Raw genomic sequence first — 13,701 nt, forward strand, 5'->3', positions numbered from 1 at the left:
ACGGTCGGGGTCAGCCTGGGTCAGTAATGCGGCGGGCGTTCGTCGCCCAGGATCACGCCGCCGCTGCCCTCTTGCGATCGGTCTGCCTCGCGCTGCCACAGCATCGCGACCCGCCGGGTCAGCCGGTCGATCTCGTCCTGCTGGCGGGCTACCACATCGCTCAATTCATCCACCGTACGGGTCAGATGCGCGATCCGTTCTTCGAGATGCGTCATGGCGCTGTCCTTTCACAGTGGTGTGTCCCCTTCCCATACAGGCGCAACGTCACGCTTGCCAGCCCCGCCTCCACGGTCCGACAGTTGCGGCAGGGAGGACAGACATGAGCGTGATCATCGACAGCGCCGAGGGCGTCACCACCATCACCATCAACCGGCCAGAGGCCCGCAACGCGGTCGATCCCGACACGGCGCGCGCGCTCTATCAGGCGTTTCTGGATTTCGAGGGCGATTCCGACCAGCGCGTCGCCATTCTGACCGGGGCGGGCGGCGCCTTTTGCGCCGGCTTCGATCTGAAATCGGCCGGTTCTGGCGCGGCGGATGCCTGGATCACCTCGCTCGATCTGCCCGCGGGCTGGGACGATCCCATCAGCGACCCGCGCCCCGGCCCGATGGGCCCTTCGCGGCTGATGCTGTCGAAACCGGTGATTGCCGCGATCGAGGGTCCGGCGGTGGCGGGCGGCATGGAACTGGCCGCGTGGTGCGATCTGAGGGTGATGGCCCAGGGCGCGGTGGCGGGCGTGTTCTGCCGCCGCTGGGGCGTGCCGCTGATCGACGGCGGCACCGTGCGCCTGCCGCGCATCCTGGGGCAGGGGCGGGCCAGCGACCTGATCCTGACCGGGCGCGCCATCGCGGCGGACGAGGCGCTGGCAATGGGCTTTGCCAACCGCATCTGCCCCAAGGGGCAGGCGCTGGCCATGGCGCGGGAACTGGCACGTGAGCTCACCCGGTTTCCGCAGGCCTGCATGCTGGCCGACCACCTCTCCGCGCGCATGGCGCCCGCGGACCTGGCCGCCGCGCTCAGCCGTGAATGGCGCTCGACCGCCACATTTGCCGCCGAAGGTCGCGCCGGGGCCGCCCGCTTTGCCGCCGGCAAGGGGCGTGGCGGCGATTTTGCCGATATCTGAACGCGATCTGCGGCGGTGCTGCGCCTTGCCCCGGGCCGGGCCATGGGCTAGACCGCGCGCGGAACAACGACCGTGCGAGGACGCCCGTCATGGCCAAGCCCAAGAAAACGCCCCGCCCCAAGGCCGAGACGCCCAAGGGCTTTCGCGACTATTTCGGCGCCGAGGTGACCCAGCGCACCGAGATGCTGCGCGACATCGCCGGGGTCTATCATCGCTACGGCTTTGAGGCGCTGGAAAGCAGCGCGGTCGAGACGGTCGAGGCGCTGGGCAAGTTTCTGCCCGATGTCGATCGCCCCAATGAGGGCGTCTTTGCCTGGCAGGAATCCGAGGATGACGGCGCAGGCGACTGGATGGCGCTGCGCTATGACCTGACCGCGCCGCTTGCGCGCGTCTACGCCCAGCACCGCAACGACCTGCCGACACCTTACCGCCGCTACGCGATGGGGCCGGTCTGGCGCAACGAGAAACCCGGCCCGGGTCGATATCGCCAGTTTTATCAATGCGATGCGGATACAGTGGGCAGCGCGTCCATGGCCGCCGATGCCGAAATCTGCGCCATGCTCAGCGACACGCTGGAAACCGTCGGCATCCCGCGCGGCGACTATGTGGTGCGGGTGAACAACCGCAAGGTCCTGAATGGGGTGCTGGAGACCATGGGCCTGGCCGACGAGGGCCAGCGCGACGCCGTGCTGCGCACCATCGACAAGTTCGACAAGGTCGGTGAGGACGGTGTGCGCGAACTGCTGGGCAAAGGACGGCTCGACGCCTCGGGCGCGTTTATCGACGGCGTGGGTCTGAGCGACGATCAGGCCGGACCGGTGCTGGCTTTCCTGACCTCCAGGGGCGCGGATGCGGCCACAACCGTGGCGAACCTGCGCGCGGCGGTGGGCGCCTCGCAGATCGGGGTTCAGGGCATCGACGAGCTGGAACAGATCGGCGATCTGCTGGCCGCGGGCGGTTACGGCCCGGACCGGATCGTGATCGACCCCTCGGTCGTGCGGGGCCTGGGCTATTACACCGGGCCGGTTTACGAGGCCGAGTTGACCTTTGAAATTTTCGACGAAAAGGGCCGCAAGCGGCAGTTCGGCTCTGTCTCGGGTGGTGGGCGTTATGACGATCTGGTCAAGCGCTTCACCGGACAGGAAGTCCCGGCAACGGGTGTTTCCATCGGCGTTGACCGTCTGCTCGCCGCCCTGCGCGAGAAGGGCCGGATACGGACCGCCGAGCGCGGCCCGGTCGTGGTCACGGTGATGGATCGCGACCGCATGGCCGACTATCAGGCGATGGTGGCCGAGCTGCGCAACGCGGGCATCCGGGCCGAGGTTTATCTGGGCAACCCCAAGAATTTTGGCAACCAGCTCAAATATGCCGACAAGCGCAACTCGCCGGTTGCCGTGATCGAAGGCGGCGATGAAAGGGCCAATGGCGTGGTACAGATCAAAGACCTGATCCTGGGCGCCCAGATCGCCGCCAATGCCACGCTGGAAGAATGGAAGGAACGCCCCAGCCAATACGAGGTGGCGCGCGCCGATCTGGTGGCCAAGGTGCGCGAGATTCTGGCGGAGCAGGCGGGATGATCACCCGCGCCCGTATTCTGGAGCAGGCCGCGCGACTGCGCGCCGGTTTCGAGGCCGCAGGTGCCCAGGGGGTGGAAACGCCGATCCTGCAACCGGCCGAAACCCTTCTCGACCTTTATGGCGAGGATATCCGCGCGCGCGCCTATGTCACCTCGGACGCGCTGAGGGGCGAGCAGATGCTGCGCCCGGATTTCACCGTGCCGGTGGTGCAGAAACACATGGAACACGGCGCAGAACCCGCCCGCTATACCTATGCGGGCGAGGTGTTCCGGCGGCAAGAGCATGACCCCGACCGCGCCAATGAATATATCCAGGTGGGGTATGAGGTGTTCGACCGCACCAACCCCGCCGCCGCCGATGCCGAGGTCTTTGCCCTGATCGCCCAGGCGCTTGACGGTCTGGCGCTGCGGGCGGCCACCGGTGACATCGGCATCCTGATGGCCGCGGTCGAGGGCCTGAAAACCACCGAGCCGCGCAAGGCCGCTCTGATGCGCCATATCTGGCGTCCGCGCCGGTTCCGGGCGCTGCTTGATCGTTACGCGGGCCGTACTACGGTGCCGCCCGCGCGCGCCGCGCTGCTCGCAGAATCGGAGCCGCTCGCTGATGGCGCGCCCGAGATCGGCAAACGCAGCCGCGCCGAGGTCGAGGCCCGGATCGAGGTGCTGCGTGCGGATGCCGCCGCCGCGCCGATCTCGGATAACGAGATGGCCGGGCTGGATGCGCTGCTGTCAGTGCGCGAAACCATGCCCTATGCGCTGGAGCATCTGCGCGACATCGCGGTGGACCTGCCCCAGATCACCCCGGCGCTCGACCGGCTGGAGGCGCGCATCGCCGCTCTGCGCGCGCGCGGGATCAACGTGGACCGGCTCGATTTCGAAGCCTCCTATGGGCGGACCTCGATGGAATACTATGACGGCTTCGTCTTTGGCTTCTATGCCGAGCGGCGCCCCGATCTGCCGCCCATCGCGACCGGGGGGCGCTATGACGCGCTGACCCGGCGGCTGGGTAACGGCGCCGAGATCCCGGCGGTGGGCGGCGTGCTGCGTCCCGGCCTGATGCTGCTGCTTGCGGAGGCCGAGACATGAGCCTGAAGCTTGGGGTGCCGTCCAAGGGGCGGCTGATGGAAAAGACCTTTGCCTGGTTCGACAAGCGCGGCATCACGCTCAGCCGCACCGGGTCGGATCGCGAATATGCCGGTCGCGTCGATGGCATCGAGGGCGTGTCGCTGGTGCTGCTTTCAGCCGGGGAAATCCCGCGCGAACTGGCGGCGGGGCGCATTCATCTGGGCGTCACCGGCACCGATCTGGTGCATGAGAAACTGCCGCTCTGGGATCAGCAGCTGGAGGAACTGGCGCAGCTGGGCTTTGGCCAGGCCGACCTGATCATCGCGGTACCCGCCTGCTGGGCGGATGTGGATACGCTGGATGATCTCGACGCGGCGGCGGCGGGGTTCCGGGCGCGGCACGGGCACCGGTTGCGCATCGCCACCAAATATCACCGGCTGGTGCGCGATTTCCTGACCGATGCGGGGGTGGCCGATTACACTCTGGTCGACAGCCAGGGCGCGACCGAGGGCACCGTCAAAAACGAGACCGCCGAGGCGATCGCCGACATCACCTCGACCGGCGAGACCCTGCGCGCCAACCACCTGAAAATCCTGAGCGACGGTTTGATCCTGCGCAGTCAGGCGACGCTCTGGCGCAGCCGCACCGCGCCGCTGGAGGCCGCAGACAAGCAGGTGCTTGAGCTGTTGCTGGACCGTTTGGCGAAATAGGGGAAGGGGGCGCTGCCCCCGCCTACAAAATTCGTCGAATTTTGTAGACTCCCCCGGAGTATTTCGGGCGAAATGAAACGGTGGGGCCTCAGTGGAAATCGCGGCTGGGGAACAGGCGTTTGGCCTGCTCCCTGGGGTGCATGGCCCGGGGTTGCGGACGCGGACGGGGCGCGCTGTCGGTCTGCGGCGTGGTCTGGCCGACCGCGCTGTCCATCGGATGGCCCAGATCGGCGAGGCGGGGAGAGAGATCCTCGATCCGCTGGGCAATCAGGTGCACCACGATCCCCTCGCGTTGCAGGGTGCCGGTCACCCGCAACAGCCGCCCGCCCATCACGATGCGGCGGAACTGTTCATAGATCTTGGGCCAGACCACCACGTTGCTGACCCCGGTTTCATCCTCGAGTGTCAGAAAGATCACCCCCGAGGCGGTGCCCGGGCGCTGGCGGGTGATGACAAGGCCGCAGACGCTGACCCGGTGGGCTGCCACGCTGGCCAGCTTGTCATGCGGGGTCAGGCCGGGGATCGCGGGGCGCAGCAGCTCCATCGGGTGGGCGCGCAGGGTCAGGCGCATCGACACGTAATCCTCGACCACCTCCTCGCCCAGATGCATGGCGGGCAGGGTCACCTGCGGTTCGTGGATGATCTCGCCGTCGAGCGGATCGTTGAACAGAGGCAGCGGCGCCTGCCCCCGGATCGCCCGCACCTGCCAGAGCGCGTCGCGCCGCCCGATCCCCATATCGGCAAAGGCATCCGCCTCGGCCAGCCGTTCCAGCACCGCCGGCGTCACCCCGGCGCGCAGCCACAGCGCCTGGGGATCGGGATAGCCGTTGCCACGGGCCGCCACGATCCAGGCGGCATCCTCTTCGCGGAATCCCTTGATCTGGCGAAAGCCCAGCCGCAGGGCCAGCGCCCCGTCGGCGCGCCGTTCCAGCCGGTTGTCCCAGTCGCTGGCATTGACGCAGATCGGGCGCAGCTCAACCTGGTGGTCGCGGGCATCGCGCACGATCTGGGCCGGGGCATAAAACCCCATCGGCTGCGCGTTCAGCAGTGCGCAGGCAAAGATCGCCGGGTGATGGCATTTCAGCCAGGCCGAGACATAGGCCAGCATGGCAAAGGCCGCCGCGTGGCTTTCGGGAAAACCGTAATCGGCAAAGCCCTCGATCTGGCCGAAACAGCGTTCGGCCACCTCCTGGCTATAACCGTTGCGCCGCATGCCGGCGATGAAGGTGTCCCGATGCGCTCCGATCGTGCCCATGCGCCGGAACGAGGCAAGCGAGCGGCGCAGGTGGTCGGCCTCTTCCGCCGTATAGCCCGCGCCCACCACGGCGATTTGCAGCGCCTGTTCCTGAAACAGCGGCACGCCGAGGGTGCGCGCGGTCACCGCCGCCAATTCCGGGCCAAAGGGTTCGGCCTTTTCCAGCCCCTGACGGCGCCGGATATAGGGTTGCACCATGCCGCCCTGGATCGGGCCGGGGCGGACGATGGCGACCTCGATCACCAGATCGTAAAAGGTGCGTGGCCGCATCCGGGGCAGGAAATTCATCTGTGCGCGGCTTTCCACCTGAAACACGCCCACCGCATCGGCGGCGCAGAGCATGTCATAGGTGGCCGCGTCCTCTTGCGGCACGGTGTCGATGCTCAGATGCCGCTGCTCGTGCTCTCGCATCAGGTCAAAGGCCTTGCGGATACAGGTCAGCATGCCCAGTCCCAGCACATCGACCTTGAGGATGCCCAGCGTGTCGATATCGTCCTTGTCCCATTCGATGAGGGTGCGGTCCTCCATCGCGGCATTCTCGATCGGGGCCAGTTCGTCGAGCCGCCCGCGGGTGATGACAAAGCCGCCCACATGCTGCGACAGATGGCGGGGAAAGCCGATGATCTCGCCGATCAGGCGGATGGTCAGGGCCAGCCGCCGGTCCTCGGGGTCAAGGCCCAGCTCGCGCATCCGCTCGGGGTCGGCGCCGCCGTTGGACTGCCCCCAGATCTGGCCCGAGAGGCTGGCGGTCACGTCCTGGCTGAGGCCCATGACCTTGCCCACCTCGCGGATGGCGGCGCGCGAGCGGAAATGGATCACCGTGGCGCAGAGACCGGCGCGGTGGCGGCCGTATCTCTGGTAAATCCACTGGATCACCTCTTCGCGCCGCTCATGTTCGAAATCGACGTCGATATCCGGCGGCTCGCCCCGGTATTTCGAGATGAAGCGCTCGAAGACCATGGCGATCTGGTCGGGCGAGACATCGGTGATGCCCAGCAGATAGCACAGGATCGAGTTCGCCGCCGAGCCGCGCCCCTGGCAGAGGATGCCCTGCGAACGGGCGAACTGGACAATGTCGTGCACCGTCAGGAAATAGGCGGGAAAACCCAGTTCGGCGACCAGCTTGAGCTCCTTGGCCACCAGCTCATGCACGCGCTGGGGCGCGCCGCCTGGATAGCGGCGCACGATTCCCTCGGCGGTCAGCCGTTCCAACCGGGCCTGCGGGGTTTCGCCCTCGGCAACCTCGTCGGGATATTCATAGCTCAGCTCGCTCAGGCAGAAACTGCACCGGGCGGCGATGTCCAGCGTGCGGCGCAGCGCGGCGGGGTGGTCGCGGAACAGCCGGGCCATGTCGGCATGGCCCTTGAGGCGGCGTTCGGCATTGGGCAGGGCGCGGGTGCCGATCCGGTCGATGGTGATATGTTCGCGCATGCAGGTCAGCACATCGGCCAGCTGGCGGCGATTGGCGCGATGCATCAGCGCATCGCCCACCGCCACCATCGGGGCCGAGCTGCGCAGGGCCAGCCGGGCGCAGGCGGCCAGCCAGGCCTGATCGGACCCGTCATAGCGCGGTGCCGCGCCCAGAAACACGTGACCGGGAAAGCGGCGCTGCACTTGCTGAAGATGGGGCAGGGCCCCGTCGAGCCGCCCCTGCGGCAGCGCGATCAGGATCATGCCGGTGCAGCCCGCCAGCAGGTCGGCCAGATCGAGATGGCAATCGCCCTTTTCCGCCCGCCGTTTGCCCAGCGTCAGCAGCCGGGTCAGCCGCTGATAGGCGGCGCGGTCGCGGGGCAGGGCGATCCAGTGCAGCGGGCTGTCGCGCAGCACCAGGCGGCAGCCGGTGATCAGCCGGGGCAGGCGCGGCGCCTCGGGCCGGGCGATCGGCTGCGGATGCCCGACCTCCTGACGCGAGCAGGAATCGATCCGGTGCTGCGAGCGGATGCGGATGGCCTCGTCCGCCTCGCGCCGCAACTCCTTTAGCGCGGCATAGGCCCGCACCACCCCGGCCAGCGAGTTGCGGTCGGTGATGGCGATGGCATGCAGGCCCAGCTCGGCGGCGCGGGTGATCATCTCCTCGGGGTGCGAGGCGCCGGTGAGAAAGGTGAAATTGGTGGTGACGCAAAGCTCGGCATAGGTCATGCGAATTCCCCCTGTACGAACCAGCCCGGGTTCTGCGGCGTGTGGAACAGCCACAGCCGCCGCCCCTGCCGGGTCTCGACATGCCAATAATCGCGGACCCCGCCGCGCCAGTTCTCGTCGGGCAGCCACCATTCGGGGGCGATCCGTTCCGGCCCGGTGGCGCGCGCCGTGCTCAGCGACATGCGCCGCCAGCGGAACCGTTCGGGCGGGCGCGTGCCGGTGGCGGTGAGGGGTTCGGGCGGGAACAGCAGGATCGGGCGCGGGCGGGGCGGCGCCCAGGGTCCGCCCGGTTCCGACCAGGCCGCGGCGGCGATGGTAAAGCCGCGCTCGGGGATATGGCTGTCGACCGGCAGAAACCGCTGGATATTCTCCAGCCCGATCCGGGTGCCGATCCGGCTGATCAGGTCGTCCAGACGGTCGGCCCGGCCCGAGGAGACATGGCTGAGCTGGCGCACCGGCTGCGGCTCGACCCGGGTTGCCTCCAGCCGCATCTGGTCGATGCCATAGCCGGCGTCGACCTCGCGCACGCCGCGTTCGAACAGCGGCAGGATACGGGCGGCATCGCGCAGCGGGCGGGCCAGGCGCAGCTCGACCGTCTGCGCCTCCTGATCGACCCGGCGCAGGGTCAGGCACAGGCTGCGCGCGCCCGCCTCCTGCGCCTTGAGTCTGGCGCAAAGCTGGTCCAGCAGGCGTCCGGTGCCCGCCATCACGTCATCGAACAGGCCGATCGGCTCGGGCAGGGTCAGGCGAACCCCGTAATGGGGCGGTTCGGCCAGGGGCGAGATCTGTTCGGGCTGGCGCCCCATCGCCTGATCCAGCCGCAGCAACAGCTCGGGGCCGAAACGGCGGGTCAGCGGCGCGCGGGCGGTGCGCTCGAGCTCGCCGATCCTGCGCAGGCCCAGACGGGTCAGGCCGGTCACGGCCTCCTCGCTCAGGCGCAGGGCGGCGACGGGCAGATGTTCCAGCGCCGCCAGCGGCTGGCCGGGTTCGGTGCGCCCCTCGCCATGATGGGCCAGCGCCCAGGCCGCGCCACGCGTATCGGCCAGCCCGATTCGGGCGGCCAGACCCGCGCGCACAAGGCGCTGGCGCATGTCGGAGAGCAGCATCGCCTCGCCGCCGAACAGATGCGCCGCCCCGGTGATGTCCAGCACCAGACCGTCGCGCCCCTCGAGCCCGACCCAGGGGCAATAGCGCGTGGCCCAGCGGCGCAGCATCCGCAGGAAGCGCGCATCGCCCGCCGGATCCGCGGGCCGGGTTTGCAGGTCGGGGCAAAAGGCGCGGGCATCCGCATAGGCCATGCCGCAATGCAGCCCGGCCCGCTCCGCCCCGGTATCGAGACAATAGAGCCGGTCCGCATTGGCCTGTTTCAATGTCAGGGCAAAGGGGCCATCAACCGGGCGCGCCCGCAGGGCCCGGTCGCTTGCCAGCCGGGGAAACCAGATCGAGACGACGCGACGCCCTATTCCATCGAACATGCCAGGCCCCCAATGTTCCTGATTTGTTCTTAATAATTTCCCACCGCATCAGAGTCGAGTCCGATGGGTCGAAAACCGGGGCGCAATGCCACCGGGTTTCGGCCGCATTGCTACCCATGCCCTCGGGGATCAGGCACAATCCGGTTGTCTTGCCATCCTTGGCCGCCAGTTGCAGGCGCCTCCCGGCGGTCAGGCTCAGCGGCGCGCTCAGCTCGATCACCACCAGGGGCAGGGCGCCGTCGCGCAGGCTTTCCTCGGCCACGGCCAGGGTGTCGGTCTGGTCCCTGGTCTGGGCCAGCAGCAACCGTGCGGGGTCGAAATAATCGGCCAGTCCCAGCGGGTTGATCAGCTCGGGCCGCCAGCTTTCGCGCAGCCACAGAAGGCCGCTCACCTGCGCGGCGGCGACAGCGGCCATGGCCACGGCCAGAGGGCCACAGGCTTCGTGCACCCGACCGGGGCGCAGGGGAAAGGAGGCGTTCAGGGACGACATGGACCAAAAGTAACCGCAGGCGGGGCAGGGTTCAAATACTCTTGGCCCGGCGCCAGGGCCGGAAACGGTAAAACCGGCGCGCGGAACGCGCCGGTTTCAAGGGCAGGCGACCCAACGGGAGAGATGCCGGCCGCAGCCCCTGGTCCTAGCCGAAGACGCGGGTCAGCGCCTGATCGACCGCATCGGTGATGGCGTCGATATCCTCGGCGGTGGCGATCAGCGCCGGCGAGAAGCACAGCGTGTTGTTGCGCCCCGGGATCGAGCGGTTGGTCACCCCGATGATCACGCCCTGCGCCATGCAGTCGGCGACCACGGCCTGCGCCTGTTTCTCGCTCACCGGTTCCTTGGTCTCGCGATTTGCCACCAGCTCGGCGCCCAGGAACAGGCCCTTGCCCCGCACATCGCCGATCACGGCGTGCTTTTCCATCAGCGCGTGCAGGTTGCCCAGCATCCGCTCGCCCATGGCGGTGCAGTTGCCCAGCAGGTCCTCGTCCTCGATGATCCGCATGTTTTCCAGCGCCGCGGCGGGGCCAGCGGTGCAGCCGCCAAAGGTCGAGATATCGCGGAAGTAGTTCAGCGGATCGTCGGTGTTGTCCTTGAACAGGTCAAAGACCTCTTCGGTGGTCACCATGCAGGCGATGGCCGCATAGCCCGAGGCGACGCCCTTGGCCATGGTCACGAAGTCGGGCTTGATGCCGTATTGCTGATAGCCAAACCAGGTGCCGGTGCGGCCGATGCCACAGACGACCTCGTCGATATGCAGCAGCACATCGTATTGCTTGCAGATCTCCTGCACCCGCTCCCAATAGCCTTCGGGCGGGGTGATGACGCCGCCACCGGCGGTCACCGGCTCAAGGCACAGCGCGCCGACGGTTTCGGGGCCCTCGCGCAGGATCACCTCTTCGATCAGGTCGGCGGCGGCGCGGCCGAACTCGGCGCCCGACAGATGACCCAGCCCCAGCTCTTCCTTGCGGTATTCCATGCAATGGGGAACCTTGACGAAATCCGGCGCGAAGGGGCCGTATTGCGCGTTGCGCTCGTCCTGGCCGCCCGCCGACATCGCCGCAAGGGTCGAGCCGTGATAGTCGCGGTCGCGATAGAGGATCTTGGTCTTCTTGCCGCCGTATTTCTTGTGCGCGATCTGGCGCACCATCTTGAACGCCTTCTCGTTCGCCTCGGAACCCGAGTTGGTATAATAGACCCGGCTCATCCCCGGCATCTTGGAAATCAGCTTCTCGGCATAAAGCGCGCCGGGGATCGACCCGGCCGAGTTGGCGAAGTAGCACAGTTTCATCAACTGGTCATAAACCGCCTTGCAGATGGACTCACGACCATAGCCGACGTTGACGGTCCAGACCCCGCCCGAGACGGCGTCGAGATGCTCTTTGCCGTTCTGATCCCAGACCCGCATGCCCTTGCCTTCGACGATGATGCGGGGGTCGTTGGTCTCAAAGGGTTTGTGCTGAATCAGATGGTGCCAGATATGGGCGCGGTCGGCTTCGACCACCCGACTCAGATCGTTTTCGTTGAACGTGCCGTCCATAATGTGCCCTCTCCTGATGACTGTTAGATCGACTCCGATGTCCCAGAAAAACCGAGACGCGCGATAGAGTCCAGAGACGTCAAATTCCGGGCGTTCGATAGGGCCAGAAATTTGCGTCACATATGTCCAATTGAGTTGCCCTAGCGGCAAGCCGGGTCAAAAATCGTCTCGATAGCAATCTGAAAACTAAAGGTATTTTCAGATTTCGAGTTTTGAAATCCGCAACTTGATCTGCCCAAGACTGGGCCAGTTGTCCGAAAAATTCGTTGATCGAAAGGGGGATTTCCTTTCGGAGTAGGGACGGGCGCTCGCTTGAGAGCCCGTGAAACAGCAGAAACGGCTGAACCGTTCGTGATATTCCTCCGCCATTCCGGCGGTAGACTGGGAGAATTAGATGATGACTGCAAAAACGAAGCTTCTGGGTGCTGTGGCCGGACTGGCGCTGGCGATCGGCGCCATGCCCGCGGCGGTGGCTGCCGAGGGCGAGATCACCGTGGCCTATTTCCTCGAATGGCCGATGCCGTTCGAATATGCCAAGCAGAAGGGCACCTATGACGAGGTGCTGGGCGTCAAGGTCAACTGGGTCAGCTTCGAAAGTGGCGTGAAGATGTCGGCGGCGATGGCCTCGGGCGATGTGCACCTGTCGGTCAGCCAGGGCGTTCCGCCCTTCGTGGTTGCCACCTCGGCCGGGCAGGACCTGCAGATCCTCGATGTGGCGGTGTCTTATGCCGACAACGACAACTGCGTCGTGCGCTCGGAACTGGAGATCGACAAGGACAACGCTGGCGAGCTGGCCGGCAAGAAGGTCGCCGTGCCGCTGGGCACCGCCGCCCATTATGGCTTCCTCAAGCAGATGAACCATTTCGGCGTCGATGTGGCCAGCATGGATGTCGTCGACATGGATCCGCCCGATGGCGCCGCGGCGATTGCCCAGGGCGCGGTCGACATGTTCTGCGGCTGGGGCGGCTCGCTGCGCCGGGCACTGGAGCATGGCAACGTGCTGCTGACCGGTGACGAGAAGACCGAGCTGGGTATCCTGGTGTTCGACGTGACCTCGGGCCCGGCGGGCTGGGTCGCGGAAAACAGCGATCTGGTTGCCAAGTTCCTCAAGGTGACCGCGGATGCAAACGCCATGTGGGCGGACGAGGCAAACCGTGCCGAGATGCTGCCGCTGATCGCCAAGGACGCGGGCATGGATGAAGAGGCGACCGCCTCGACCATCGCCACCTTCAAGTTCCCGACGATCGAGCAGCAGCTGAGCGGTGGCTGGCTGGGCGGCAACGCGCAGACCTTCATGAAGGGGGTCGCCGATGTGTTCGTCGAGGCCGGCAGCATCGACAGCGCGCTGGACACCTATGAGAACGCCGTGAACACCGGGCCGCTGTCCGCGGCAGGCGGCATGTAAGCCGACCGGATGACGGGCGGCGGGGTCACCCGCCGCCTGCATTTTGCATGTTGCCGTGAACCGGCGACAAGAGACCCCTGCAAATATCTCAAACAGGAAAGGCGGGCCATGTCGGGACTGTCTATCGAAAACATATCCATGCGCTTTGACCTGCCGAACGGCAGCTCGGTGCAGGCGCTGAAAAACGTCTCTCTCCATCTCAAGGAAGGGGAGCTGATGAGCGTGCTCGGCCCGTCGGGCTGCGGCAAGACAACTCTTCTCAACATCGTCGCCGGGTTTCTGGCGCCGACCGAAGGCCATATCGCCATGAACGGCCACAAGGTGCACGGCCCCAATGCCGAACGCGGCATGGTGTTCCAGCAGGGCGCATTGTTCGAGTGGATGAATGTGCGCGACAACGTCAGCTTTGGTCCGCGCATGAAGGGACAGCGTGCGTCGCAATATGGCAGCCATGTCGACCATCTGCTGGATGTGACCGGCCTTGGCGATTTCAAGGACAAGGCGATCTACGAGCTCAGCGGTGGCATGCAGCAGCGGGTCGCGCTGGCGCGCTGCCTGGCCAATGACCCCGATGTCATCCTGATGGACGAGCCGTTGGGCGCACTGGACGCGCTGACCCGTGAAAAGATGCAAGGCCTGGTGCTGAAGCTCTGGAAAGAGACCGGCAAGACCATCATCCTGATCACCCACTCGGTCGAAGAGGCCCTGCTGCTGGGTGAACGGCTGCTGGTCATGGCGCCGCGCCCCGGACGCATCCACAAGGAATACCGCCTGCCCTATGCGGACATGGGGGTGAATGCCGACCTGCGCGAGGTCAAGAAATCCGAAGGCTATTCCCAGACGCGCGAGGAAATCCTCTCGATGATCTGGGACATGGAGGAAGAAATCATGGGACGCACGGAGGCAGCACAATGATCGGC

At 66.5% G+C, this 13,701-nt stretch carries 11 protein-coding genes; 6 read left to right on the top strand and 5 right to left on the bottom strand.

The genetic code is table 11. The features are described 5' to 3' along the window. Positions 1–20 precede the first annotated feature (20 nt). Positions 21–215: a SlyX family protein gene (locus SPO_RS03360; RefSeq protein WP_011046416.1), complete on the bottom strand. Its 195-nt coding sequence runs from the start codon at positions 213–215 to the stop codon at positions 21–23. Positions 216–319: 104 nt separating this feature from the next. Here SPO_RS03360 and SPO_RS03365 point away from each other — a divergent pair, with 104 nt between their 5' ends. The 4 genes from SPO_RS03365 (at position 320) to hisG (ending at position 4,474) form a co-directional block, all read left to right on the top strand. Then, positions 320–1,123, top strand: a complete 804-nt coding sequence (locus SPO_RS03365) for a crotonase/enoyl-CoA hydratase family protein (RefSeq protein ID WP_011046417.1) — start codon at positions 320–322, stop codon at positions 1,121–1,123. 89 nt (positions 1,124–1,212) lie between these two features. Further along, on the top strand, positions 1,213–2,700 hold the full coding sequence (gene hisS / locus SPO_RS03370) for a histidine--tRNA ligase (protein ID WP_011046418.1): 1,488 nt from the start codon (positions 1,213–1,215) through the stop codon (positions 2,698–2,700). Next, positions 2,697–3,785, top strand: a complete 1,089-nt coding sequence (locus SPO_RS03375; RefSeq protein WP_011046419.1) for an ATP phosphoribosyltransferase regulatory subunit — start codon at positions 2,697–2,699, stop codon at positions 3,783–3,785. Before hisS ends, SPO_RS03375 begins: the two co-directional genes overlap by 4 nt. Beyond that, positions 3,782–4,474: an ATP phosphoribosyltransferase gene (gene hisG / locus SPO_RS03380; RefSeq protein WP_011046420.1), complete on the top strand. Its 693-nt coding sequence runs from the start codon at positions 3,782–3,784 to the stop codon at positions 4,472–4,474. The genes SPO_RS03375 and hisG overlap by 4 nt, the downstream gene beginning before the upstream one ends. An 88-nt stretch (positions 4,475–4,562) precedes the next feature. Here the strand turns inward: hisG and SPO_RS03385 are convergent, their stop codons facing one another. From SPO_RS03385 to SPO_RS03400, 4 genes are all read right to left on the bottom strand, one after another. Beyond that, on the bottom strand, positions 4,563–7,868 hold the full coding sequence (locus SPO_RS03385) for an error-prone DNA polymerase (protein WP_011046421.1): 3,306 nt from the start codon (positions 7,866–7,868) through the stop codon (positions 4,563–4,565). Continuing rightward, on the bottom strand, positions 7,865–9,343 hold the full coding sequence (locus SPO_RS03390) for a Y-family DNA polymerase (protein WP_044027893.1): 1,479 nt from the start codon (positions 9,341–9,343) through the stop codon (positions 7,865–7,867). The genes SPO_RS03385 and SPO_RS03390 overlap by 4 nt, the downstream gene beginning before the upstream one ends. Further along, positions 9,258–9,833 (bottom strand): ImuA family protein, encoded by a 576-nt coding sequence (locus tag SPO_RS03395; RefSeq protein WP_011046423.1) that lies wholly within the window; start codon positions 9,831–9,833, stop codon positions 9,258–9,260. Before SPO_RS03395 ends, SPO_RS03390 begins: the two co-directional genes overlap by 86 nt. A gap of 145 nt (positions 9,834–9,978) precedes the next feature. Continuing rightward, positions 9,979–11,376, bottom strand: coding sequence for an aspartate aminotransferase family protein (locus SPO_RS03400; RefSeq protein ID WP_011046424.1), 1,398 nt, complete (start codon positions 11,374–11,376; stop codon positions 9,979–9,981). Positions 11,377–11,773: 397 nt separating this feature from the next. On the opposite strand from SPO_RS03400, the gene SPO_RS03405 reads away from it, so the two are divergent. Then, complete coding sequence (locus SPO_RS03405; RefSeq protein ID WP_144083951.1) at positions 11,774–12,781, top strand: taurine ABC transporter substrate-binding protein; 1,008 nt, start codon at positions 11,774–11,776, stop codon at positions 12,779–12,781. Positions 12,782–12,889: 108 nt separating this feature from the next. Beyond that, positions 12,890–13,696 (top strand): ABC transporter ATP-binding protein, encoded by an 807-nt coding sequence (locus tag SPO_RS03410; RefSeq protein ID WP_011046426.1) that lies wholly within the window; start codon positions 12,890–12,892, stop codon positions 13,694–13,696. The last annotated feature ends 5 nt before the right edge of the window (positions 13,697–13,701 follow it).

The sequence above is a fragment of the Ruegeria pomeroyi DSS-3 genome, assembly GCF_000011965.2.
Classification (GTDB): domain Bacteria; phylum Pseudomonadota; class Alphaproteobacteria; order Rhodobacterales; family Rhodobacteraceae; genus Ruegeria_B; species Ruegeria_B pomeroyi.